At 55.2% G+C, this 25,930-nt stretch carries 17 protein-coding genes and 1 pseudogene; 8 read left to right on the top strand and 10 right to left on the bottom strand.

What is annotated here, in order from left to right; all coding sequences use genetic code 11:
* Window positions 1-174: 174 nt before the first annotated feature.
* Window positions 175-1,413: pseudogene (locus BLU39_RS14150) on the bottom strand (malic enzyme-like NAD(P)-binding protein); the annotation flags it as partial.
* 206 nt (window positions 1,414-1,619) lie between these two features.
* On the opposite strand from BLU39_RS14150, the gene BLU39_RS14145 reads away from it, so the two are divergent.
* The 3 genes from BLU39_RS14145 to BLU39_RS14135 all read left to right on the top strand — a co-directional run bounded on the left by BLU39_RS14145 (window position 1,620) and on the right by BLU39_RS14135 (window position 3,839).
* On the top strand, window positions 1,620-2,645 hold the full coding sequence (locus BLU39_RS14145) for a LacI family DNA-binding transcriptional regulator (protein ID WP_092713955.1): 1,026 nt from the start codon (window positions 1,620-1,622) through the stop codon (window positions 2,643-2,645).
* A 114-nt stretch (window positions 2,646-2,759) separates the two neighbouring features.
* Window positions 2,760-3,239: a hypothetical protein gene (locus tag BLU39_RS14140; protein WP_092713953.1), complete on the top strand. Its 480-nt coding sequence runs from the start codon at window positions 2,760-2,762 to the stop codon at window positions 3,237-3,239.
* 66 nt (window positions 3,240-3,305) lie between these two features.
* A complete protein-coding gene (locus BLU39_RS14135) occupies window positions 3,306-3,839 on the top strand; it encodes a hypothetical protein (protein ID WP_232731194.1) in 534 nt (177 codons plus the stop codon).
* A 459-nt stretch (window positions 3,840-4,298) separates the two neighbouring features.
* Here BLU39_RS14135 and BLU39_RS14130 read toward each other — a convergent pair whose 3' ends face one another.
* Window positions 4,299-5,714 carry a mannose-1-phosphate guanylyltransferase/mannose-6-phosphate isomerase gene (locus tag BLU39_RS14130; protein ID WP_092713949.1) on the bottom strand — a complete coding sequence of 472 codons (1,416 nt, stop codon included), beginning with the start codon at window positions 5,712-5,714 and terminating at the stop codon, window positions 4,299-4,301.
* Window positions 5,715-6,567: 853 nt separating this feature from the next.
* Here BLU39_RS14130 and BLU39_RS14125 point away from each other — a divergent pair.
* A complete protein-coding gene (locus BLU39_RS14125; protein ID WP_254671430.1) occupies window positions 6,568-7,845 on the top strand; it encodes a tyrosine-type recombinase/integrase in 1,278 nt (425 codons plus the stop codon).
* Window positions 7,846-8,279: 434 nt separating this feature from the next.
* Window positions 8,280-8,798 (top strand): hypothetical protein, encoded by a 519-nt coding sequence (locus BLU39_RS14120; RefSeq protein ID WP_070301328.1) that lies wholly within the window; start codon window positions 8,280-8,282, stop codon window positions 8,796-8,798.
* Between the two features lie 43 nt (window positions 8,799-8,841).
* On the opposite strand, the gene BLU39_RS14115 is transcribed toward BLU39_RS14120, so the two are convergent.
* Window positions 8,842-9,033: a helix-turn-helix domain-containing protein gene (locus BLU39_RS14115; RefSeq protein WP_368087027.1), complete on the bottom strand. Its 192-nt coding sequence runs from the start codon at window positions 9,031-9,033 to the stop codon at window positions 8,842-8,844.
* Between the two features lie 194 nt (window positions 9,034-9,227).
* Here BLU39_RS14115 and BLU39_RS14110 point away from each other — a divergent pair, with 194 nt between their 5' ends.
* The 3 genes from BLU39_RS14110 (at window position 9,228) to BLU39_RS14100 (ending at window position 12,359) form a co-directional block, all read left to right on the top strand.
* Complete coding sequence (locus tag BLU39_RS14110) at window positions 9,228-9,845, top strand: hypothetical protein (protein WP_139143262.1); 618 nt, start codon at window positions 9,228-9,230, stop codon at window positions 9,843-9,845.
* Window positions 9,846-9,898: 53 nt separating this feature from the next.
* Window positions 9,899-10,684, top strand: coding sequence for a hypothetical protein (locus tag BLU39_RS28195; RefSeq protein ID WP_139143263.1), 786 nt, complete (start codon window positions 9,899-9,901; stop codon window positions 10,682-10,684).
* A gap of 697 nt (window positions 10,685-11,381) precedes the next feature.
* Window positions 11,382-12,359: a site-specific integrase gene (locus BLU39_RS14100; RefSeq protein WP_254788969.1), complete on the top strand. Its 978-nt coding sequence runs from the start codon at window positions 11,382-11,384 to the stop codon at window positions 12,357-12,359.
* A gap of 204 nt (window positions 12,360-12,563) precedes the next feature.
* On the opposite strand, the gene BLU39_RS28945 is transcribed toward BLU39_RS14100, so the two are convergent.
* The 7 genes from BLU39_RS28945 to BLU39_RS14065 form a co-directional block, all read right to left on the bottom strand.
* On the bottom strand, window positions 12,564-12,695 hold the full coding sequence (locus BLU39_RS28945; protein WP_254671435.1) for an ATP-binding protein: 132 nt from the start codon (window positions 12,693-12,695) through the stop codon (window positions 12,564-12,566).
* A 105-nt stretch (window positions 12,696-12,800) separates the two neighbouring features.
* Window positions 12,801-13,802 carry a hypothetical protein gene (locus tag BLU39_RS14090; protein WP_092713947.1) on the bottom strand — a complete coding sequence of 334 codons (1,002 nt, stop codon included), beginning with the start codon at window positions 13,800-13,802 and terminating at the stop codon, window positions 12,801-12,803.
* A complete protein-coding gene (locus BLU39_RS14085; RefSeq protein WP_070301332.1) occupies window positions 13,799-15,526 on the bottom strand; it encodes an AAA family ATPase in 1,728 nt (575 codons plus the stop codon). Before BLU39_RS14085 ends, BLU39_RS14090 begins: the two co-directional genes overlap by 4 nt.
* Window positions 15,527-15,542: 16 nt before the next feature.
* Complete coding sequence (locus BLU39_RS14080; RefSeq protein WP_070301333.1) at window positions 15,543-16,751, bottom strand: restriction endonuclease subunit S; 1,209 nt, start codon at window positions 16,749-16,751, stop codon at window positions 15,543-15,545.
* Window positions 16,748-18,286: a type I restriction-modification system subunit M gene (locus BLU39_RS14075; RefSeq protein WP_070301334.1), complete on the bottom strand. Its 1,539-nt coding sequence runs from the start codon at window positions 18,284-18,286 to the stop codon at window positions 16,748-16,750. The genes BLU39_RS14080 and BLU39_RS14075 overlap by 4 nt, the downstream gene beginning before the upstream one ends.
* Before the next feature lie 29 nt (window positions 18,287-18,315).
* On the bottom strand, window positions 18,316-21,765 hold the full coding sequence (locus tag BLU39_RS14070) for a DEAD/DEAH box helicase family protein (RefSeq protein WP_083292525.1): 3,450 nt from the start codon (window positions 21,763-21,765) through the stop codon (window positions 18,316-18,318).
* Window positions 21,766-22,655: 890 nt separating this feature from the next.
* Complete coding sequence (locus BLU39_RS14065) at window positions 22,656-25,922, bottom strand: hypothetical protein (protein ID WP_070301335.1); 3,267 nt, start codon at window positions 25,920-25,922, stop codon at window positions 22,656-22,658.
* Window positions 25,923-25,930: the final 8 nt, after the last annotated feature.

Below are 25,930 nucleotides of genomic sequence, written 5' to 3'. Positions count from 1 at the left end.
ATGCAAAAACGCCGACGTGCAAATTGCTTTTTTAGAACTATCTGGCCAAACCCAAGGATATAAACGAAAAAACCATGGTTTTGGCCATGGTTTTTTTTGTAAGCAATGGTAACTTAATGTAACTTTGCTAACTATGGCGAATCTTTTTTGTGCCGATCAGGCAACCGCTGGCACGCGCGTCGCGACGCCCGTGGCAATCGCCGCCTGCGACACGGCAGGCGCGACCCAGCTGCGCAGGCGCTCGTCGAATGGCGACGGGATCAGTTGCAATGGCGTCAGGGCGCTGCTCTCGTGGCCCGGCAGCGGCTCCTTGGCCAACGCGGCGATGGCGCGCACGCAGGCCAGCTTCATTTCTTCGTTGATCGTGGTGGCGCCCACGTCGAGCGCGCCGCGGAAGATGTAGGGGAAGCACAGCACGTTGTTGATCTGGTTCGGGTAGTCCGAGCGGCCCGTGGCCACGATGGCGTCGTCGCGCACGGCGTGCACTTTTTCCGGGGCGATTTCCGGGTGCGGATTGGCCAGCGCGAAGATCAGCGGCTTGGCGGCCATCGATTCGACCATCTGCGCGCTCACCACGCCGCCCTTCGAGACACCGATGAAGATGTCGGCGCTGACCATGGCATCGGCCAGGTCGCGGTCGCTCGTGTCATTCGCGTAGCGCGCCTTGTTCTCTTCCATGTTGGCATCGCGGCCCGGGTAGATCACGCCCTGGCTGTCGCATACTTTCAGCAGCGACTTGTTCAGGCCCAGCGAGACGAGCAGGTCCAGGCAGGCGATCGAGGCGGCGCCCGCGCCCGAGACGGCCACCTTGACGTTGCCGATGTCCTTGCCCACCAGTTCCAGGCCGTTCAGGATGCCGGCCGCGACGATGATGGCCGTGCCGTGCTGGTCGTCGTGGAAGACGGGAATGTTCATGCGCTTGCGCAATTGCTGCTCGATATAGAAGCAGTCGGGCGCCTTGATGTCTTCCAGGTTGATGCCGCCGAAGGTCGGCTCCATGCGCACGACGGTGTCGATGAACAGGTCGGGATCGTTCTCGGCCAGTTCGATGTCGAACACGTCGACGTCGGCGAACTGCTTGAACAGGCAAGCCTTGCCTTCCATTACCGGTTTGCTGGCCAGCGGGCCGATATCGCCCAGGCCCAGCACGGCCGTACCATTCGTGATCACGGCCACCAGGTTGCTGCGCGAGGTGTAGGTGCCGGCCGTGCGCGGATCTTCCACGATGGCTTCGCAGGCAAACGCCACGCCCGGCGAGTACGCCAGGGTCAGGGCGCGCGCGTCGCCCAGCGGTTTGGTTGGCGTGACGGAAATCTTGCCTGCGCGGGGTTCCGCGTGATAGGCGAGGGCGGCTTCTTTCAGGTTGAAGGTCTCGCCGTTCTGTTCGGCGTGCTTGCTGTGCGAAGTAGACATAGGAATTCTGGGAAGGGCAACCAGGCCCGAGTGGTAAGTCCGAGCCATGGTATGCAAGCGTTTGCACGATGTCAAGGCTGGATTGTACTTAAGCACAACAAAACCGCTTTGGGCAGTGGCATTAATTCAATGCAAGCGTTTGCTCGGTTTTTGACGGAATGGGCATTTTTTGCGATAAAATCACGCTATTGCTATCCGGGAAGCCCATGACAAACAAGAACCCCACCTTAAGCGACGTTGCGCGGGCCAGCGGCGTGCACTTTTCCACCGTGTCGCGCGTGATGAACCCGGCAACGCGGCAAATGGTCAGCGCCGAGGTGGCCACGCGCGTGCTGGCCGAAGCGGGCCGGCTCGGCTACCGGCCCAACCGCGCCGCCTCCACCCTGGTGACGCGCAAGTCGCGCATCATCGGCGTGGTCTTGCCCGACATTACCAACGCTGTTTTCCCGCCGATCCTGCTGGGCATCGAAGAAGGCTTGCGCAAGCATGGCTACCTGGCCATCGTCACCAACGTGGGCGCCGACGAGGAAGAGCAGCTGTTCGTCATCAACCGCCTGCTGGGGCAGCAGGTCGATGGCCTGATCCTGGCCACGGCGCGCCGCGACGATCCCGTCATCAAGATGTGCATCGACCAGAACGTACCCGTCGTCACAGTCAACCGCAGCGATGAAAACGGCGTCGCCTCCTGCGTCGTCAGCGACGACGTGGTCGGCATGCGCCTGGCCGTCGAACACTTGCTGGCGCTGGGCCACCGCCATATCGCGCACATCGCCGGCCCGGAAAATTTGTCCACGGGCCACGTGCGCCGCCTCGGTTTCCTGGCCGCCATCCAGGCCAGCGAACTCGATCCCTCGCAAGCGTTCGTCTTTGAAAGCAGCGGCTATTCGCGCGAATGCGGCAAGGAGGCATTGCTGGAACTGTTGCGCCATTCGCCGCGAACGACGGCCGTGGTGACGGGTAGCGACCTGGTGGCCCTCGGCTGCTACGACGCCATCCGCGAGCTGGGCTTGAGTTGTCCCGAAGATATTTCCGTCGTGGGGCACAACGACATGCCCTACATGGACATGATCCGTCCCCCTCTCACCACCATCCGCATCCGCCACCACGGCATTGGCACGGAAGCGGCCCGCCTGATCCTGCAAACCATAGACTCGCCCGATTCGCCGGTGCTCGACGTGCGCCTGAAACCCGAACTGGTGGTGCGCGAATCGACGGCCGCGCCGCGCGCCTGAGTCTGCCACTTGTTGTGCTTCTTTTGCTGGAGTATGTTTAAATCTTGATATTGATAATTATCAAGACAACGCCATGCAACCGACAGCAACGCAAGCCCGGCAGGGAGGCCGCTGATGCCGAAGAACTTCGGCATGCCCGGCAACGCCTGGCGCTATGCGCTGGACAGCGACTATGGCTATTGTTCGCCCTTGCTTGACGGCATAGAGTTTGAAAACGAGTGGGTCACCATCCGCGAATCGGCGATCCGCATCCGCACCGGCTATGCCTGGGATGGCTGTTCGCCCTGTATCAGCGTGCTCGGCCTGTTTTATGTGGGCACGCCCGATGGCGCGCAACACCTGGGCTTGCCGGCGACCTATCACGCCAGCCTCGTGCATGACGTGCTGTGCCAGTGGCGCGCCGACATTCCCGTCACCCGCGCGCAGTCGATCGCCATTTTCCACCAGTTGCTCAGGGAAGTGCGCTTTCCCCTGGCGGGACTGTATGCGGGCGCCGTCCTCCTGTTCGGGCCGCGGCGCGGCTTCATGCGCCCTGGCGCGCGCGCCACCGTGGCCGCCCCGCACCCGCCGGGCGCAACATTAAAGCGGCGCTGACGCCGCCGCCGGCGCGCCATGATGTTAAACTGGCGCCCCTCATCGTTTCTCTTGCCCTCTACCGCCATGACCAAAACCAATACGCCTTCCCCCAAACGCCGCGAAGAGGGCGTCGCCAAGCTGACCGTCAATCCCTTCCTGGACGCCGACTTCTACGCGCGCATGCGCGACTATACGGAGCGCGATGCGGCCATCATCAAGGAACTGAAGGCGATCGCCGAGATTCGCGCCGGCAACAAGCAGCCCGACCCGCGCCTGGCGCCATCGCTGCAAGCACTGCGCGATACCGTCAAAAAAGGTTTGACGTTCGGCGAGATGCTCGAGCGCATCGCGGCCGGCAAGGAAAAGGGCTTGTGGGAACCGTGGATGACGACCTTCGGCATCGAGATCCGCGCCGTCAACTATGGCGCCGGCCCGCGCAACGCCTGCCTGGTGCTGGACCTGGCCGCGAATGCTCCCGCGCACGCCATGTTCGCCAAGGCCGGCATCCAGAACTGGCGCAGCCTGGCCGCCGACGATTGCTCCGTCGTGCGCTCGGAAAAGGCGACGGAAACGACGCCCTTGAAGGTGTATGCCGTGTTTTACCTCGATCCTGCCTGAGCTGGGCCGATATACGGATGAACCTCCTCAAAAAACGCGACCGGAGCAATTGAGTGTATCGGTCTCGCACGTAGATAACTTTTGCAACTGTTCGCTGCCGCGCGGATGCTGCTATCGATATTCGAGTCAAATGGGATACTAATCCCGGCGGCAGCCGGACTAGCGGCAGCGTCCGTGGGCGAATTGACGGAAGGTTGATATATTGGTTTTTATGCGTCGTCGCTTCGGCCGGTTAGCGCTTGGCTAAGTACGCCGGCCTGCCCAGATTGTCCCTGCACTTGCTGGTGCATATAGCGGCAGGTAGAGGGTATGACCTTCTTGCAGATGCACATCGGTGTCGATAACGGCCGTTACCGCTGCATGAACGGAGCATAAGCGCGGCAGATGCGGTAGACGATCTTTGCATTGATGTGATCGCCCGCCGCTGATAAGAGTCAGCGTTGTAGCTGGTGAAACTCCTTAGACGCGTCCATAAGTATCCTGGAAGCGCACGATATCGTCCTCCCCAAAGTATTCGCCGCTTTGTACTTCGATCATCACAAGACTTAGCATACCCGGATTCTCCAGCCTGTGTTTGTGGCCCGCAGGAATATAAGTGGATTCATTAGTTCTGACGAACAGTTCAGTATCACCATTGACCACTTTCGCCATGCCACTGACGACGATCCAGTGCTCGCTGCGATGATGGTGCATTTGCAGCGATAAAGAGGCACCGGGTTTTACCTCGATGCGCTTGATCTTGAAGCTGGCATCTTCTTCAAGCACGGTGTAAGTGCCCCATGGACGGTGCGCCGTGAGATGGTGTTTGTGTGCATCGTGCCCTTGCGATTTCAGTTTTGCATAGAGATGCCTGACATCTTGCGTGCGAGATTTATCGGCCACGAGCAAGGCATCGGGAGTATCGACGATGATGAGATTATCGATGCCGACCGCACCAATGACTCGTTTGTCGCTGTGGATATAGCAATTAGTAACATCATGCAAGAATGCCTGAGCATCGATGCGATTGCCGTTCGCATCTGGCGCGGAAAGGTCGGCCAGTGCGCTCCAAGAGCCAATATCGCTCCAGCCAATGTTACACGGAACCACTGCAACTTTGCTTGATTTTTCCATGACGGTATAGTCGATGGAGTTGTCAGGAACTTTTGCAAAGCTGCCGGAATCAAGTTCGATTTCCTTCACGCCCTTGCCTTCGACACTACGGGCCTGCGCCATACATGTGCGCGTCGTCAAGAGAATGTCTGGACAGTACTGCTCCATTGCTTCCAACATGCTGCCGGCAGTAAAGCAAAACATACCGGAGTTCCACAAAAATCGCCCGGACTGGAGATACTCTACAGCTTTCTCATGCGATGGCTTTTCTACGAAGCGCAACACCTTGCTGCCCTCTGCCTCAATGTAGCCGTAGCCGGTTTCAGGCGCATCTGGCTGGATGCCAAACGTGACCAGATTACCCTGCTGCGCAAGTACGGCTGCGTCAGCGACGGCGTCGACGAACGCTGCTTGATCAGCGATCAGATGATCTGCGGCCAGAACCAACAAGACGGCATCAGCACCATACGTCTCGGATACATGGAGTGATGCAGCTGCAATGGCTGCTGAGGTATTGCGGCCAAAGGGTTCGAGGATAAATGAAGTCGGTAGCTGTGTCTGATTGACTTCACCGAATTCGTCTTTGGTCTTGAAGAATAGTTCACGATTGGTGACGGTCAGAATTTCCTCGACATCTGGTAACACTGCGCCACGCAGGAAGGCTTTTTGCAAAAGGCTTTGTCCATCCGCCAGGCGAATGAAAGGTTTTGGATGCAGATCACGGGAGACAGGCCAAAGGCGCGAGCCCACACCACCGCATAAAATTGTTGGAACTAAACGCATAACTCTCTCTTATTTTCTTCAGTTAATTTCTCTTTGACGCTGCAGCAACACCAGCAATATGCTTGCCGTTGGGATATGGGTAGTTGCCTTGCGTAAATTCTCTCAGTCGATATCGCATTCATGACGTACAGCGACAACTCAAGACTGAGGGCGCTTAAGGTCGATATCACTTGATGAAAATCGATCTTGTATTAATTTTTTGCACTTTAATCGAGTACCAAGAAATGATTGTAAAAGATTAAAAAGTCAACAGTCTTGGATGCAAAAACAGTTGCCTCTGCTTAGGGCTTTACGTAATAGCCTTGATGACTGCCGGATACACAAACACATGGCGTAATTATAATTCACAACACATGTCGCGACACACACCTCTGGCTTGCCCAGACAGAGCATGAGATGCCCATATACACTCATGCGCTAGCGACGAAGGTAAACATTGCGGACACGGTATTTGCTACCGAGATTAGATGAAGCGTTAGCTGCCGTTGAACCGTGACGTTGTGACGGCGCCAGTTCCTCCACGACGGCGAGCTTGCCCAGATCGCCACCAGCGCGATGCCGGCCTATCCCATCCGATTTTTGGTGGCAATGCCCGCACCGTTGCACTCGCTGATTATTCGCGAATCTTGATCGATATGTCAAATTTATGTGGTTAATTCAATTACTTATAAGAAGTCACATCAAAATCACGTCGTATTGTTTTTTTAATGTCTAGCATCATCCATTGGAGTCTGTGTTTTAAGTATAAGTATTTGATTTAATTGGATTTTTGTCTTTATTCATCTATTGACGTCTATCAACGTTGCTAATATTATGTGTAGCTAATTGCGTAGCTACACATAATGGATGGAATATGACACTAAAAATCAGGAAGCGAGATGGTCTCGATGCCATGCAGTTGCAACACTGGCTCAGAGCCGTGGAAAATGATGAGGCACCGACTGTACGCGATCCTGAAACCCAGGAAGTTACAGTGCTTCCTGTGCCTTTGGCAAGGTCTGACGGAGATGGTTTGACTTTTACCCTCTCCAAAAGTGGCACGGCCTCATGGATCTTGCGTTATCGATATGGTGGGAGGGTTCGAGAACTTACTCTCGGCAACTATCCTGATCTCGGCTTGGCCGCCGCAAGGAAGATTGCCAGGGAAAAGCGCGTGGAAATAGATCGAGGTGGCGACCCTGCGGCGGATAAGCGTCGCGCCGTTTCCATGACCTTGAAGGACTGGACAGTTCGCCGCCTTATAGAAGACTATCGCGACAAAATCTTGGCAGATCTCGGCAAGAGTACGCAAAGCGGCTATGGACGGAATTTGCTCAGGATAGAAAACCGCTTGGGAGCTTTGGCAGTATCTCAGGTTTCATCAATGGACATAGTTGAGCTGATCGAATACGTTGACGCCCCTTGGAATGAGTCTCGCATGCTTTTGTCGACAGCCAGGATGCTGTTTAGGCACGCCGCGGGTAGAAAGCTGGTGCCGGCAAATCCATGTGCCGGTATCGAACTAGCAGCCTTACTCGGGCGACGCCCGCCGGTTCGACTCAGGTTGATGCTCTCCGAAGCTGAGCTGACGATACTTTTTAGTGCAGAAATGAATCGTGAAAATTGCCTGGCAGTCAGATTGTTGCTAGGGACAGCTGTACGTTCAGACGAACTCCGTAATGCTCGATGGGAGCAGTTTGATTTTGCTGCCTCGGTGTGGAGTGTACCGTCAACAAAGACAGGGCCAGGGATGCAAATTCCATTGTCGGAACCTGTTGTGACCTGGCTGAAAGAACTCAAGACATTGAGTGGTGATTCGGCATACATTCTGCCCAGCAGAGCCGAACGGCGCAAAGCCAAGTTTGGTGGTGATGCCCCGATCAATCCCAACACGATTGGAGCAGCGATCGAGTTCTGGATTACTGAACATAAGCCCGCAATCAGGCGGTTTACTCCCCATGATCTGCGCTCGACGGCGAAAAGTCACATGCGCGCGTTGGGTATCGGGCGCGATATCACCGAGATGTGCCTCAATCACAAGCTTCCTGGCATCGAAGGAATTTATGATGTCCATACTTATTTCTCCGAGCGTAGAGAAGCGCTTGCCATCTGGGGAGCATATCTGCAACGCCTCGAATCGCACCAGAGCTAGGTTCGGGAAATCCCGCGTGTGTGGCGTTTGGCAGCGCCGATGCTATCAAGTATCACATCATGCGCGTTATGCGCTTGTCTGGCCGTTTAAGCGCTTCTCTGGCATCTTGCGCACGAATACTCAGCCGCTGTTCGCCGATATGCATGGCAAATTCCTTCTGATGGTTAGAGCAGCAGCGAAGGCGGCAAAGTTATTTGCTTTATTGTAAATATTATCTTTATGGTAAAATGTTGATATTGAGTTCAAACTGTGCACCGCTCATGGCGCAGAACTCGATTCATCGCGCAGTGCCGCAAGTCTGAGCAAGTCGCCTCCGAAACAAGGACGGTGGATCGATGCTTCAGCAATCCCCCTACGTCATTACAGCCTGATCTTGGTTGCCGCTTGTTCGTCAGGCGTTGCTGCGCGCTTCTTTTATCATTTCAAGGAACAATATGAACCCCCTACCAACCCTCCCAAGCGTAGTGACCTCCAGCGCCGCAGGCTTCCAACCGGCATTCAAGCATGTCGGCACAAAGGATCGTCATGCATATGCATTCGCATCGATTGCGATCATTGCCTCCACCACGATTGAGGATGTTTTTAAAAAGGCGGAGGAGCTAGGCATGCCGGCAACTGGGCCCTATAGCCACTGGATCGATGCCGATTTTCTCGCGAGTATCTTCGCAAAGTATGGCTGGGTCGCAACAGTGTGGAAAGAATGCACCGGCCCAGCAACCTTGCCGGATCTCTGCATGGCACTGGTGGACTACGACACTGATTGGGAGATGGGCCGCTTCGTTGTCGTTCATAAGGCCAAGGGGAGTCACGACGCGAAGTTTGTCACCTATGCTATTGACCCTGCGGCATCAGATGTGAAGTTTCACGTCCGTACTGATCTCGATGTGCTACAGCCCGCTTGGTATATCGGGGTGCATCCGATGGGGAAGATTGCTTCATCGACGAAGAAGTGACATAACGTTCGTCTATTTAGCTGGGTAAAGCGTTCGGCTTTAGCTACCCCTGCAGCGGTGGGGGAGACAGCAACTCTGCCATGGGTACACCCAGGGCGCGTGCGATGCGCTCGATATTGCAGATTGAAATGTTTCTCTCACCGCGTTCAACGGAAGAGATGTAATTTTTGTGGAGTTCGGCATACTCGGCGACCTTCTCTTGAGTCAGAGACTTGGCGAGGCGTATGCGTCTCATATTGGCAGCGAAGAGGAGCTGCGCGTCACATTTTTTGGGTTGGATGCTTGTCACACGGCGAAGCATCCATTTTTTTGATACGTAATTCCACCCACTTTGAGTTTGCTTAAAATAATTTCCGTGAGACAATTGCCAAACTCAAAGTGTTATTCCGTAGCTTGGTTATTCTTGTGCTCTTCATTAGGGAGATTCAATTGGCAGCAAAAAAGAAAGACGATAGTGATGCGTATATCGCATTGGGAGTGATCCTCTTCATCCCGTTCCTTGTCTTTGCATGGAGACACTACAGTCGGCTTAAAAGGGATTTCGCCGCAAACGCTTCATCACAGAGGATTTTCGATACTGCAAACCTTTGGTATCCGCTGGGTGTTGGGGGCGGTATCAGCATTGTGTCGGCATACCTGATCTTTTGGTTTGCACATTGGCAGTGGTACTTCAGCATTGTCTTAGTGCCATGCATTGGGCTCCTTTGCCTCTACCTAGGCCGTCAAGTTGCTCGCTGGCTCGCAGCAACCTATTTCGGCGTTCTTGTAGACCCATTGCAAGACCGGGTGCTGCTCCCATGCGACATGGCCAGCTACGACGTCGCTGACTACCTGAGTTTTCGCTTCCTACAGGATATGGGCGTCGTAGACAGCATTCCATTGTCCGGGATTACAAAAATCACACGTGAAGCTGGCAAGAGCCTGTACGTACATGGCGCATTTGGTTCGCGGGCAATGACCTTCACCAACAAGCAAAAACGGGACGAATGCATCGCGGCTATCGAATCAGCCTCCCGCAGATCCATCAGGGCGGGTGGGTTTGAATAGGATCGAAGGCCAATTCGCCAGCCGTTTTCTCAACGTTATCTATGAGGGGCATCATGCAACTGAACACGACGAAGGGTCGGCTAAACTGTCGGACACTTCCATTTTTACCAGCCATGAATAAAGTCATGGGGATAGCGATTATGCTCGGCTCGATCTGCATACTTTCTGCATGCGGCCAGTCGAAGCCAGGTGCATCGGATATAGAACCGTATGTAATGGCTGAGCTTTCGAACTGCCCATTATGGTCAGTAAGTGATGTCCGCAAGGTGGACGGAATTGCAACTGAGGATTCGTACCAAGTAGATTTTTCAGCTAAATTAACTCTAAGGGCTACGCCAGAGCAAACACTGCGCAGGTATGTGGATCATGGAAAAGAAGCAGCCTATCTCGGCTGCCATTTCGTCATTGCGCAATTATCAGATACGCGTATTCGGGGCTTACCAACGAGAAAGTATGAAATCTCGGGTGCTGGTGAGCTAGTCAAATCAGAAAGCGGCTGGCGGTTAAGGGGGGAGTTGGGGCAGATGGCATTTATGCGTGATGCCAATGAGTGGGCCTCAATTCGCGAGGAAGTCAATCGCCCGGAATCTGCATCTTCTACTGTTGCAGTAAGACCGTCAGCAGCAAGTGAAGAGGAGGTCAAAGGTCAAAACGCCTCACCTAACTTGTCACCTTGCGTCGAAACGAAACTGATGGCTTGGGAGAAGCAGCATTCCAATGAAGTTGAACAGGCTGCAGCAAGTGCCCGAGCCGCTGGTGAAGAATTTCGTTCCAGCTCTGGAATGGAGGAGCTGATGCGGCAAGAGGCCTTGGCCACAGCCACCTCTGAGTGCAAGTAATCCCACTTCGCTTACCAATCCCTACAATCCCTTTCGCCTAACGGCATCTTTGCTTAAATCGATGCCTGCAACCAAGTTGCAAGCAGGTTAGAAAACACTCTGACCTGCTGTATTTCCCACCTCCAAATTCAGTGAACACGTGAACCTCATCTTCTATCGAGGTTGGTGTGCACACGCGCGTAACTTCTTACTCTCAAAGGATGATATGAAAATTTTTTGCAATGGAAGCTTGCCACCAGACAATGCAGGACAAGCAGTCACATACCGCTGCCCTATCTTTGCCCTGGGTGTGACGGTAGCTACACCTGGGGCACTGGATCTACTTGACCGAGCGGGGACGAATGCTTCTACCTATTTGGCCCGGCATCAGTCGGGGGATTTCGGATCGGTATGTTTGGATGATGAGCAAGCAAATCGTATTGCAATTCTTCATGGATTCCGGATATTGTCAGCGTACAAAATCTCTGACGAAAAGCTCTGGGTTATCACGGAGGCCGACTGTTCTGCGACAACGTTACTTCTACCCTCTGAGTATTAAAACAATGCCAGGGGCTTGATCCCTTGTACATTGTTCAACAGGTAAATTCTGTGGGTAGGGGACTGTCCCACGCCACAGTACCTAACGGCACCCTTTGTGGTGCCGTTTTTTGTTCCTGCAACTATCGCTAACGCTATTTGTCACTAACCGAAAGCAATCATGAAGCCCTCTACAAAACCTACCGCGCACTTGCAGCAAGCTGTGAATGCCAAGACTCAGCATAAACCGTCGCAGGTGATGCCATCGGCGCTTGTGGCTAGCTACTCAGCGGCGGCACAGTCGAGTGCCACCACACGGTCATACGACGCGGACATTCGTCATTTCAAACAGCACGGCGGCACGATCCCCGCGACAGCTGCCGTAGTCGCCGAATACTTAGCCAAGTTTGCCGGGACCCTTGCGGTCGCCACGCTTCAACGTCGCCTGATCGCAATTCATCGAGCGCATGCGGACAAGGGCCTTCGATCGCCGGCCATAGATCAAGTTGTTAAGCGAACCATGCAAGGCATCCGCCGCACGTTTGGTATTAAGCAGCGGCGCGTGACAGCCCTGATAAAGGACGATCTGCTTGAAATGATGGTTCACATCGATCAGCAATTGCCCATGAAGGCAGCACGCGATAGGGCGCTTATACTTGTTGGATTCGCAGGGGCGTTTCGGCGCTCCGAACTCGTGGGTTTAAGATATGAGGATATAACCCATTACGACAACGGCCTGGAGTTTCTGATTCGGCGGTCGAAAACCGATCAGGAGGGTGTAGGGCGTACCGTGTTTATCCCCTATGCGCGAGGCAGTCGCTGCCCCGTGAAGGCGTTGCTGACCTGGCTCGAATTGGCTGGGATTGTAGTAGGTCCACTGTTTATGCCCGTCAATCGGCACGACCAAGTAGTGGGAACCAAAGCGCTGACACCGCAGGCCGTGGCGCTCATTGTAAAGTCATCTGTGCGGATGATGTCGGGTGACGAAGCGGCGAAGATGGTCGCGGGGCACAGCCTGCGCGCTGGCTATTGTACTGAAGCGGCAACTGTCGGGCTGCAGCCTTACCAAATCCGTGAGCAGACCGGCCACAAATCGGACGTGACGCTTGCTCGTTACATTCGTCCAGTTTCCAAGCGTAAGATTCCCAGTTTGTTGTAATCAACAAGAATGCATCATAAACCTTTCGATAGGGCCTTGATGAGTGTGTGGAAAAGCTCAACCGTGAGATGCGGAGGCTTGCACGGAAAATTCCTGTACCCGTGCGTTTGCAGAAGGTGCGTGGTATCGGCCCTTTCACCGCGACGGCGCTGGTAGCTACGGTCGGTGATGGCCGCACCAAAACCTCGCAATATCCAGTGCGATTCAAGCTCTGCCCGTCATGCCGGAGCCATCGTCTGAGATGACGATGGGCGCATAGGTCATCGGCGCCGGAAGCGAGATGTGAACGTTCTCGGCATCCGCATCCCACGCGTTGCCGACCAGTTCCTTGAGCACGTTCTTAGTCGACGGGTACTCCTAGCTCAGCAGGCGGGCCAATCTCCGATCGACTTGAAAGCGTACAGTCTTTGCTCCCATACTTTGCTCCCTTTAGTTTCGCAATTACTTCGCGTGCCCTTCGATCCTTATCTCACCAAGCACGATATCGATGCCAGCCTTATCAACATACTGTTTATGCCGCTCGTTGTACATGCCCTTTGGCATCGGGGTTAGATCATCCTTGGCATCATGTGCTTCGCCACGCTTGTACTCAGCCAAACCATAGGGCGCAATCACGCCGCCTATGTCCGTCAAGACATACCGGTTGTGAAGCGGGTCTCCAGCGTCCGGGTGCTTCAGACAATAGAAGCTAACGCTCATCCCGGTAGGTAGGAACTTCGGAAGTTCTCGCTGAGCCTTTACGCGTAGATCATCAGCGACGCGGGTCATTGCCTCCCGTGTAAACTCGCCCTCATGAGATTTGTGCTTTTGCTCAATGCCAGTCATTACGACGAGCTCAGGCAAGCCGCTTCCGCCACCTCTTGCCCCACAAGCAGCCCGAACCAATGCGGAGAAACTGGCCTGATACCGGACATCGGAGGCATCGAAATATGGATCTACCAACACGATATATTTTGCTTTCCGCAACATCGGCTCCATAGCTGCAGCCAAATCGTCAGCGGACTTCTTAGTCGCTGTAATGGTCGGCAGATACCAGCGCGAATCTCGAAGGTTGTCCAACGCTTCGGGGGTTATGACTTCATGGCACTCAACGCCATCTCCAGTAGTTGTCATGATAGCGTGAAATGGCCGCCTACTATGCTCGGCAACCGCACCCTGAAGCCATGTATGTTCTGCGGCCCGCTTCACACCTCTCTGAACCGTAAATTCAGAAAGCCACTGAACATAGGACTGCAGTTCTGGCTGTGCATTCTGGAATTCCAACGAGCTGTCGTCATAGCCAAAATGCTTATAGAACGCCCCATATACTTCGCCCACCCAATCTTTTGGATAGTCGGAGACGATGCGGCGTTGATCCATGCCGAACTGCCCGACAACGCGCCCGTGGCCGCCAATCGCCCAGTTCACAACAAGAATTGGATCTAAGGCGTACTCGTAAATCATGTCGCTTTACCCTCGGCCGCCGCAAGACGCTCCCGAACGTCCTTTGGAAGAGCTTCACGCATGCGTTCAGGGAAGAATCCCCGTGGCCACCGATTGGTGAATTTGCCATTGGCATCTAGTCCAACCTCGACGGCACGTACTGTACCGGACTCATCACGGTCAAGGTAAATGATGTTGACTTCGGCCTCTGACAGAGGTGTCTGCTCAGGTGGCAAGTCACCTTCGCTCGTTTCTCGAATGCGGCGCTGCAAGCGCATCACCAAATGCTCACTATGGGTCTCTATCAAGAACGACAAGCGTTTGTCTTGTGCGCCATCGATGAACAAGTCACCAAGCCCTACTTGTACAGACGGATGAATGTGCAGCTCAGGCTGCTCTATGCACACAATGCTCGCGTTTCCGTCCTGGGCTGCCACGACAACAGGCAGGACCTGCGAGATGCCCACACCCACGTCTTGCGGTTGATGGGCGAGGTCAGTCGCATCGATAAGCGAGAGGCGGCTGCGTACTCGGCCATTGGCGGTGATGTGAGGCCCGTTCAGTTCGAACTCTTGCACGCGCTTGCGGGTAATGCCATAGCCGGTGTTCAGCTTGTCTTCGCCGCTCATCCATTCACTGCAGCTATTCACCAGACTTTGCGGCCCACTGAGGAGCGTCTCCCAGCCAGCCATGCCATCTGACCAAGCCGCGTCACTCTTGGTTAGCGAGACGTCGAAGCCGCGCGGTGGGATGCGGCGTAAGGGGCCGATGTACCGCAGCATGCGCAGTTGCTCGCGCAGCAAGAGGGCGGGGCCAATCGTCAACCATGACAGGAATGCAGTGAACTCGCGAGCGATGTAGACGTTCGCAGCCCCCTTTGCTCCCGGCGCGGGAATGAACAGCATTTGGTCCAAACGCGGCAAGGCGCCGTTGAAGCCATTTAGCCAGGAGCGTAAGCCGTCGCCGGGGCGCTCCATGCCAGCCGCTTGAACGGCAAGGAAAACCTCCGAGAGCACAGATATCTTCCGTTGCGGTGCCTTGGTGTCGGAGCTCGCACTCGGTTCACTCATATGCCGTCCCGGTGCGCCCGTGTCTCCCAAGTCACGCGGGCTAATCCAGTCATCTAGTTCCGCCAGCAGCGTATCGCTGTCAGTAGACTCAACCATGAAGATTGAGTTCTCACGATTGATGCGCATGCGGGTGTCGCGCCCGTCTGATGAGGCTTCCAGCTTTACGCACCAATCGCCGTTCGTACCGATTTCGTAGCCCACCACGACCGGCTCTTCACGCAAGCTGTTCCATCCGATGATCAGCCGCACGCTGACAGTGCTGACTTGCCGCCGAATGGTTTGCAGCGCTTCGTAGAAAGACCAAACTTCGCCGTCGTTGGTCTGCCAGTCTTCAAAGGCGTCTGGCACCAGTTCTGGGATGTAGGCGTCGCCTAGGACCATCTCCACCTCAATCTCGATCTTGCGATCAGACATTCCTTCTGCAGCCCCAGCACGCCCGTGCAGTACGTTTAGGAAGCCCCCTAGGTCTATGGAATCGCCGCCATTCAACGTACGATCGGCATTTGCGTTGTTGCGTTCCAGAATCTCGCGGACGTACTGCAGCGCATGCAGCACACTGCTCTTGCCAGCACTGTTGGCACCGAAGAGTAGGGTAATGGGGCGCAGCTCAATCCGAACTTCCTCGGAGAAGCCTTTGAAGTTCTTGAGCGAAAGCGACTTGATCAGTGAGGTCATGAACGTGGATGCCTTATCAAACCGTAGCTGGGGAGCAGAGGTACTTCGAAGAAAGTGAGGCAATCATTGCATCTGTCTCATCTGCACCTTTGCTGGCGCTCTTGGAAATTTTTTCGATCTGCGTCAGAAGCGTCTCAAACTTCAATTGCACGTCCATAGGTGGCTGACTGACCATCAAGCTCTTAACAATGCCCATGTTCCACCCCTCCATGATGGCGCCCTTTGATTCGCGCTGAGTCTGCGATCGTACTTCCGGGTCCCAGCGTAAGCAAGCCCATAAATAAGATGGTCGCATCTTCCGCTGATCCAAGGATAAGGTACACAGATGCTTGGTACTGATGCAAAGAGGCAAGTCGCTTGGTGCTATGGCCACCCTTCCTGTGGTACCCATGATGGTGACCATTACATCGCCAGGGAGAACGGTGTACCGTTTCAACTCAGCGTACTTCTCTGGCGAGACGAATCGACGCGCGCCCCAGGTGAAAGAGTTGGAGACTACGTTGTCAATTCCGAGGACCGGAATGCCAGTTTCGGTAAATTCCGAAACGAGCAATTGACTGCCGAATGGGCCGGTTCTCGCTGCGTTGGGAATACTTGCCAAGATACTTTCAATCGAAGCTCGGTTGGAGTGCTTCTTAGCTAGATCAAGGTAGATGGAGCGAAGGAACTCGTCGGCGAGGGGGACTGCTTCCCTGCGTTTCCGGCGCAGGCTTTCGGCTTTGCCGAGTATGTTGGCGATTCGGTCCTGATCTTTTGGGTCTGGCACCATGATCGGTAGATCCAGAAATCTAGGAACGGAAAGGTTTGAAATGTTGGTTGTCTGTCGGCCGCATGCGCGTACGGAGGCCTGAACTGAGTCTGAAGCCAGCCAACGGTACAAATATTCTGAGTCAATCTTCCCCGGTTTGGCACGGACGATGGCGATAAATCCGCCTGCTGTTGCCCGGTACGGAAGGTTCGGCACCTGAACCACCTTGCCAACTAGGTTCCAGCTGTTGGCGCTGGAGATGAGGATGTCCCCTTTTCGAAGGTATAGCTCGTCACGTCTAACAAGAGTGTCTGGTACTGCGATGACATCATCCACCTCTAACTGCTGCTGGATGTTCTTCGTTCTCATGCAGATAACAGCATCGGGCTCGTCCGAACTTACGAGTTCCTCTGGCTTGAATGTGATCCCTCGAATGAACTCGGCGACATCACCAAGCTTTTTGGGTTGGAGGCTCAAAGTAACTCCTTTAGTGCTGTCGCCTCTTTGAGGATGTCATGCTCAAGCTCAATCAGGCGATTGAGAATATCCAGAGGTCTATCGTGCTGAATCTCTTGGTTGCGGGTTTCCTTGTACCTGCTGAGTGACAAATCATAGCCATTGCCGCGAATCTCCTCAGCGGCCACTTCGAAAGCTGAAACCGTTCGATCGGTGAAATCCCCCGCGCCATCGCACCATTGCTGGTACTTCATCAGAACGGCCGGCAAATCCCCCTTCCCATCGCCAATCTTGGCTCGCTTATCATCCAGTGTGAAGCCATCTGACTGCACGTCGTAAAAGAACACGTTTTCGGTCTTGCCGCCCTTGGCAAAAATGATGATGGCGGTGGATACACCGGCGTAAGGCTTGAACACGCCCGAAGGCAGCGAGATCACGGCCTCCAGCTGGTTGTTCTCAATCAGGTGTTGGCGTAGCTGTACGTGAGCCTTGCTAGAACCAAAGAGTACGCCATCTGGCACAATGGTGGCGCTGCGGCCGCCCACTTTAAGCATGCGCAGGATCAGGCCAATGAAGAGCAGCTCGGTCTTCTTGGTCTTGACAGTGCGCAGGATGTCTGGGGCAACGTCCTGCTCGTCCAGGCTACCCTTGAACGGTGGGTTGGCGAGAATGAGGTCAAAGGCGTTTTTGGAGCCTTTGGGGTGGCGCTCTTCGAAGCTCTGGCTCAGAGTATCTTGGTAATGCACGTCTGGCTGCTTCACGCCATGCATCACCAGGTTCATGGTCGCGATGCGCAACATGGTTGCGTCGAAGTCGTAGGCGTGGAACATGTCGGTGTCCACATGCGCGCGGTGTTCTCCGAGCAGGTCGCCGCTATAGCTGATATGTTCCTCGCCGTCTCTCAGGTCCTTATGCGTGCCGGCTGCGCTGCTGTATTGGCGCATGAGGTAGTCGTAGGACTCGATCAAGAAGCCGGCGGTGCCGCAGGACGGGTCGCAGATGCGATCGGTAGGCTGGGGCTGCATCAGCTCCACGATCATTCGGATGATATGGCGGGGTGTGCGGAACTGGCCATTGATGCCGGCGGTGGTGAGCTTGCTGAGCAAGTACTCATAGAGGTCACCTTTGGTGTCGCCTCTTTCTAGCGGTAGTTCGTGCACTGCGTTGACGGCCTTCACCAGCAGCGATTCCTTTTGAATCATCAGCTGGGCATCTTTCATGAAGGCGGCGAAGTGACTACCGTCGCCACTGCTGCGCTCGGCCAAGCGACGGAAGTGGGGGAACACACGGTCACGCACATGGGGCAGCATTTCAGGGCCGCCGTAATGTCGCCAGCTTTCCCAGCGGCAGTCTTGATCTGCATCGCCGAACAGACTGGGTTCGCGGTTGCCGGTAACGGCCGCGCGCTTCTCTTGGGCGCGCTCCTGCATGTCCAGCAGGCGACTGTACATCAGGAAGGTGATCTGCTCGATGACGGTGAGCGGGTTGGTTATGCCGCCGGTCCAGAAATCGGTCCAGAGGCTGTCGATGCGGCTTCGTAGTGCGCCTGTGATCATATGCGTGCTTCTTCTTGTTTGTTGAGGTGTTAGTGTACAGCAAGGGGCTGCAGCGGCTCTCCGAAGGTACGTACCAGGCGCACCACTTCATCAAGTTGCATGGGGTTGGGGAAGACGCCACCCAGGCCTTCGGCGTGGACCGTGTTGAACGGTGCGTCGAATAACTGCCCAACTGCAATGGCGCCGAACTGGCGGATGTGGTCCTTCAGCAGGGCGAGGAAGCGCAGCTGTTGACTGTTGAGTGCATGGGCTTGCGCGAAGGCCGAGAACTGCACATCCACGGCTGCGTGGTCCAGGCCGACGATGCCGCGCAGGATTTGCGTTAGCTGCACGGCGGTGTCGGGGTAAAACTCACGCAGGGTGGCAAGATCGACATCGGGGTTGCGGGTGAGTAGCAAGCTGTTGAGCTTGTCCAGCTCTTCGGGCGTGATGCGCTCGCCACGGCGCAGCTTGAGCAGGACCGGGTCGGTTTCGAACAGCGGCTCTAGAGCGGACTGTACGGCTTTACGGTAGATGCTGAAGTCGACCGACTTGATCTTGCTCGGGCGTACGTGAACTTGGTATTCGGCTTCGTCCTCGCGAATGTCCAAATGAGGTTTGGGCATTGGCGGTGGGAACGCGGGACGATCGGCTAGCCCCATCACGTCGCGCAAGGCGGTTCGCATGGCATCAAGCTGGGCGAAGCTGGGGGCTTGCCAGAAGACGTCGGTGCGCAGGGCTTGCAGTTCTTTGGCCTTGGCGCGAACGGGGTTGAGATGAGGGGGCAGGCGGCCGACCCATTCCAGAATGGCTTCTCGGTGAGCATTGGGCTGGCCGGGTTCTGCGATGGCGGCGGTTTCGGCCTTGGCGAGCAACAGGTCCCAGCGCAGTGCATCGCCCTGGCCGCGCACATCCAGAGCACTCATAAGTGGCGCGACGGTGTCGGTCAGCACTTGGCGGGTGATGGGGGCGAACTGGTGGACCAACTTGGCGTCGCGCGCCAGGTTCACTGCTTGCCAGTTCTCGCGCACTGATATGCCGCCATCGGGCAGCGCGACAGCGTCTTGCTGGATCTGCAGCGCTAGAACATCAAAGGCTGGGATATCGGAGCGCGCTAGCGCTAGGGCCGCGAGCTCGATGCGGGCCTCGTAGCGGCGCTGCGTTAGTGGTTTGGGAATACTGGGCTCAACCTCTTCGGCATTCAGATCGTGAAAGGCGAAATTATCCCAGTGGTCAAAGATCCTGAACTCGCTTTTGTCGAGGTCAAGACCGAACAAGTCTTTGCAGAGGCGCGTACCGCGGCCGATCATCTGCCAGAACTTCACCTTGCTCTTGACTGGTTTGGCGAAGACAAGGTTGACCACTTCGGGTACGTCGATGCCGGTGTCCAGCATATCCACGGAGACGGCAACGCGCAGCTCGCCGTTGGGCTCCTTGAACTGGTCGATCAGCTCTTCGGCGCGGGGCTCTTTGGAGTGAATCACGCGGCAGAACTTGCCGGCGAACTGCGGGTACATCTCGTTGAAGAGTTCTGCCAGCAGGCGGGCATGGTCGATGTTGCGGGCGAAGACTATGGTCTTTCCGGGGAGTTGGCCGTCGGCATCGCGGATTCCGTTGTCCATTAGGTTGCGAAGGATGATGCGATTGGTGTCTTTGTTGAAGACGGCGTCATCAATCTCCTTGGCGTCGAAGTCCAAGGTGTTGGGATCGATACCTTGATCTTCCAATTGTGCAATCTGCTCATTCGTCAGGTGCGTTGCTTTTATGCCATCGCGCAGGAATTTGGTCGTGTGGGCGACCACCCGGAAGGGCACGAGCTTACGATCGGCAATGGCCTGTTCCAGCGGATAGTTGGCTGTAGGCAGTTTGTAGTCGCACCCAAAGAGCTGGCAGGTACTGCGGCTGACCATCTCCACCGGCGTGGCGGTCAGGCCAACCTGGAGGGCGTCAAAGTATTTGAAAAGGTCACCGTAGAGGTTGTAGATCGAACGATGCGATTCATCGGCAATGATAAGGTCGAAAAATCCGACGTCGAAGGACTCGTAATCGTTGATCAGCCCTTGGTAGATGCCGATATAGATGCGTGCATCCATCTTGCCCAAATTGTTGGCCTGGCCGATGACGTAGATCGGCTCACGAACGAAGTCATTGAAGGCGTTTTTGGCCTGCTTGCGCAGTTCCTTGCGATCACAAAGAAAAAGCACGCGCTTTACCCAGCGCGCATCGATCAGCAGCTTGGCCAGCGAGATGGCGACGCGCGTCTTACCGGTGCCCGTAGCTTGCACGACCAAGGCGCGGCGGTGGCGTTGCGTGAAGCGCTCGGCGACACGGGTGATGCTTTCGGTCTGGTGCAGGTAGCCAGCGATGTTGGCGTCGGGTCTAACGTCCTTCAGCAGATCGAGCTTCTCGCGCCGCTGGAAGCCGATACGATACTGCAGCGTGTCTTTGGAATAGAAGCCATACACATTGCGCGGAGGATAGCCGCCAGCGTCGTCCCAGACCCAGATATCGTGCCCATTGGTGAAGAAAATCATTGGACGCTGGCCGTGATGCTTCTCCAAAGCGTCGGCGTACTGTTTGGCCTGCTCCTGACCAGCGCGAGCATCGACCAATGTTTTCTTGGCCTCGACAACAGCCAGTGGTTTGCCATTGTCATCCCACAGCACATAATCGCAGTAACCTTTACCCGTCGTGGTGGATTGATGTAGAACCTCGACTTCTTGGCCAACTGAATGATTGCTGGCGGTTCCCATCGGTACATCCCACCCAGCCATGCGCAGGTCACGGTCGATTAACCACTTGCGGGTATTGTCTTCTGTGAAGCGAAGCTGGTTGGCTGTTGCCACCGAGAGTTGGCTAGCTTGTGCTAAAGCTTGGGCCAATGATGGGGTAAAAGCGGCGACGGCAGGCGCTGTTGCCCGGTCGGCAGCCCTTAGTTCGGCGAGTTCCTGCAGCGCAATTCTAAGGCGTTCCTCCTTGAGGCTGTTTTCCTCGGCTAGAGCCTTGGCCTTGCGTTTGAACTCTGCCTTGCTATCGATGCCTTCAGCAGGAGGCTGCTTGAATGCCTCGAAGTCCTCGACCTTGCCGCCGAGGAATGTGACATGAAGCCAGCGAGCGAGCTGCCAGGCTTCTTGGATGCAGCGAACTGCATCGGAAACCTCAACGTCTTCTCCGTGGGCGCCGCGATTGCCTAGACGCCGTAACAAGTGCAACTTGTCTAGCACCAGAGGCTGGGCAATAGTCTTAAAACTGGCATCGTGCAGCAGGTCCACGAAGTTGGACTGCGGCACTCGTTCAAGCTTCAACTTGATATAGAGACGATCAACCAGGCGCTCAGCAAAATTTCGGAGCTTGACCAGCGCACTCTCCGGGTCCGTATGTGCATAGTGCTCCGCATAGCCACCCATATTAGCAAGCTCGGGATACACCGCCCGCAAGGGCTCGAAGTTCATCGACTTAATTTCTTGCATCGACACCTGTTCGGCTTTCGTAGAGTTCATGCCCATAACCGTGCGAAAGCCGTGCCAGCCCCCTATTCGTTTCGATGTTGTATTAAGGCATACATAATAAAAGATTTTTCAACCAGGCAGGAGTATTTATGACCCAATGGCCAGCCTCTCACTTGCTGGCAGCCACAATGCAGTTAGGCTATCGCGTAGGTCCTAGCCCCAGAATCGTGCTGAAGCTATGCTCGCTCCGTTTATCTTCCCCTGAATCGCTATCTGGTCAGGATCGAGGTGCCGGACGATGCGTACGATGCGCGCCGTGTCATCGCCCCGCCGCCTGTGGGTTTGCGATGCCGAACCTCACGGCCTGCACAGCGTCGCGGGTGGGCGATGACTGGGCTGCCAGCAACAGCGCCGTTCGGATCGGCGTCCCTTCCGTCATCATTCCAGACGAACGGAATGTGCTCATCAATCCGAAGCCACTTGTATGCACGCGTTGTGTTCATGCGCAAGTCAGGGGTGTGCCGTAAGTCGACCAGTTAGCGAAAAGCCACCATTATCGATAGTTAGCGGACGAATTTAAATGCGAGTTTTTCGCATGACATCATCATCATCATCCCTCTGCCTTCAGATATGCCTTCATACTTGCTATAACCGAGATTAAAGTAAAAAAGCCACGATCATCGCCGGCTGTGGATTCTGGCCGGGGATCAACTCGCGGTCTTCCGCCACGGCTTGTCTTCTACGAACTCAGCAACAGCGGCCACTACGCCGGACTGTGGGAGCAGCTTCATGTGCCGTCGCGCAGGAAGGCTTGCGAGCTGATATGTTTGACTTGCGACAGACTAATGGCGGGAACCCCTGTCTTCTCGGTCAGCTTCAGCGGGGCCAGCAGCACCTTGCTTTGCTAGTGTGACCGCTCATTGCTGACCCGGAAAAGAATATTATTCTATTAACTCTTGGAGGATATAGCGCCCAACAAGCAAGACGGTTTCTTCATGCTTGTTGGCATAATGAACGCCTAACATGCCACCGTCGTTGGCTGTCAGATGACGCCAGACACCGTCTTCGAGCGCGATCTCCTTAAAGAGCTTGCCATCCTGGCTCAGACGAAGCGCCGAACCACCGTTGGAGGTGAACAGGCTCAGGTCTTGCAGCTGGAAGTGGTCGTCCACATGCAGCGTCGCCTCGTGCCGGCGCCAGTCATAGCCTTTGGTCGACACAAGAATGTCGCCGGAAGAGAAATACATTAGCTTGCCGTCCAGTTGCGAAAAGAGAGGCTTGTTGCCGGAATGGGAAAAGCGCGTGTCGCTATCCCAGTCGCAGGTTTGCCAGGATTTGCCCGCTCCGTAGTACATCACGAAGGGGGGCGTGTCGGGCTTTTTCTTGTTGCGCTGATAGGACCAACTGTATTCGCAAAACGCCAGCAGCGCGTTTTCTCCGGGTAGCGAACGCATCGTTTTCACCTCAACGCCATCGTTAAGCTGCGGCGTCTGGTCCCAGCGTTGCCACGGCCCATCAAGGGTCTGCGCAGAAAAGAGTATGGACTTGGGATAGCTGTCGGTTTTCGTGGAATCGCTCCAGATGCCTTTTTCAATATAGGTATATTTTTGGTATTGCGTCGTCACCCAAAGCCACATGCCTTTGAAGTACATGATATTTTCATAAGAAAGGTGGCCGTCGTTCAGCGACAGCTGACTGTTTTTTGCGCCGCCCGGTCCGGCGCTATGCTGCCAGACTAAGGCGTCGCTCGAATAATAGATGCCTTCATCGCGCGTCCCTTCTCGTAGCGAGCGGTTCTTGATGATCCACATGCCGTTGACGACGCTGATGCTATCCAGCCAGACTTTAAATTGCGGAACATCGATCTGGATCTGCCGCCAATTGACGCCGTCCTCGCTGCGATAGAACGCGTCATCCGAATCGATTTTGGCGGCAATCAGCCAGATTTTTCCGTCCGTCTTAATATGGTTAATCTGCTCCGGATCGCACGGAGGATGCTCGACCCGCTGCCAATCGGTAGCGAACATGTGTTCCTTGCCATTCCTGCTGATGGTCACGGATTGCTTTGCCAGCTTCTCGCGCTGTTGTTGACTCAGGTATTCCGCGCGCTTCTGTTCCTTGATCGCATGGACGGACTTATCGAAGTTCCCTTCAATGAAGAACTCGATCTGTTTCATGACATTGCCGCAAGCTTCCTCGAACGCATTCAGCGTGCCCTCGATCTGGTTGTAGTAACGCTGGAACTGGTCGCCCCAATCCTCATTCTCAGCCGCGTTGTCCAAATTAAAATCGCTATGGCCGATGTCATCCTTGAACTCGAAATTAGGAATGTTCCAACGTCCAACCACGCCGTTTGCATGATGCAGCGCGTAACGGTGCTCGGACAGAAAGTCCAGCGCTTTCTTGCGGGACTCGTTCAGGCTGGACATCGCGGACTTGCGGCCTTGGGTGCATAAGGTGGCTGCGGCCTTTTCAGTCAGTCTGTCGAGGAAACTGCCGTCGGAGTAGCTGAAGAAATACGAATGCTCCATGCCTTTCACGTACACCTTGCTCATATCAGAGATAAGACTCATTCCCGCCCAGCTGGCGGCATTGAGGCGCTTCACCGCATCCGCGAAGTAGCCACTAAAACGGAGCTTACGGTATCGGATAGCGTTCTCCCAGCCTTGCGTGCACGGGGCCAGCTTGAGCGCCGCCTCCAGGACTCTGGACTCGTCGTCGTCGCCAATGATGGCCAGAAGTTGCGGCAGGGACTCCTTCAACTGGGTCGGCTTAAGAGCGCCTAGTAGCGCCTTGATTTGCGGGCTTTCAATTGGCTTCTGCGCCAGCGTTAGCAGGAAGAATGCATCGAGCAGCCAGGTGAATTTCTTTTGGTCGTCATCCAGCAGCGTCAGCATAGTGGCCTGGTATTCGTTCAGTTTGCGCGGATTGTCGGCCAGTCTGAGGATGTCTTCGCGAACTCCGGGCTGGCTGCCTTTCGCAGCCAACAGCGCGATGAACTCCAGCGCCTGCGCATTGAAAGACGCCGCAGTGTCAACGCACAGTGCCAGCAATAGCAGATAGCTGCGCTTCGATTCGTCGCTGTGTTTGCCGTCGAAGAAGGTGTGTGCATGGATATCCGGCAATGAGGGGAGCAGCGTTACGGTTTCTTCTGGCGGAGGTTTCCCGGCGGCCACTTCCAGAATCGGGTTCAAGCCATGCTGGTCCTTGTAGACATCGATAGCGACCTGGCTGCCACCGATGATTTCATACATCAGATGACGGATGCTGTAGCTTGTGCTCAGGCCAGAGAACTCCTTGCCGAAAAATTTGGAGATGATTTTTTCGCGGGCCGCATCGCTATTGCAAAGCTCGCTGTCGCTAGTTAGATCGACGATCCTCTCATATTGATCGGAAAGGAAATACAGCGCATTGAAGCCGGTGCCGGAAATATTTTTCTGGATGAAATGCGAATCCACGATATGGACATCGAACGACAGATCGATCATGTTGCGGTACTGGTCGATGCCGGGGAAGGCTATCTGGTCAATCAGTTCACTGATGAAGTCGATTAGCTTGACCTCTTCGTCGCAGTTAACATCGAGCTTTTCCAGCGTGTTGACCAGGTAGTTGCCGATATCGCGCGTACACAGCGCCACGCTCGGATGGCTGCGCATGAAGTCGTAGGTTAGGCGCAGGATCAGCAGGATTTTAGGTGTCGATTTCCATTGGCGCTTGTTCGCCTCTATGTGCAATGCCCAGTTGTTGAAGCTGGTGTTGTTTTCAACGTGGCGCAGTCGCTGGTCGATCCTGTCGACCGCTTGTTCGAGGAAGTCCCGGGTTTCGATGATGGTTTCATTCATCGTGCCCAGATTGTTGCGGATGACCGCGATGGCCTGCGAGTTTATCAAATTCTGGTACTGCAATTGCTGCAGGTAATGCCAGGCAAACTTTTGCATTTGCAGCATATCCATCTGGTTCAGCAACTGGTCTTCACTGGTCTTGCCACTGATGGCGCAGGCGAGGCGCTTGACGAACCCAGCTCCGGATTGCTGGGCAAGCCGCTGCTGGCTCGTCGTCACCAGTTTCGAGGCGTCCAGCGCCAGTTGCTGCGTCACCGCGGAGTTGTACTTGTGCTTGGCGACTAGCGCATTGACGGCATCGAACTCCGCCCCTTCCAGGGACGCTTCAAAGATTTGTTTTTGTTCCACTGTGGGTGCTTCATTCATTTTTCATA

The sequence above is a fragment of the Janthinobacterium sp. OK676 genome (genome assembly GCF_900103595.1).
Lineage (GTDB): Bacteria > Pseudomonadota > Gammaproteobacteria > Burkholderiales > Burkholderiaceae_D > Janthinobacterium.
The sequence above is the reverse complement of the archived record's forward strand: the minus strand, read 5'-3'. Positions and strand labels throughout refer to the sequence as shown.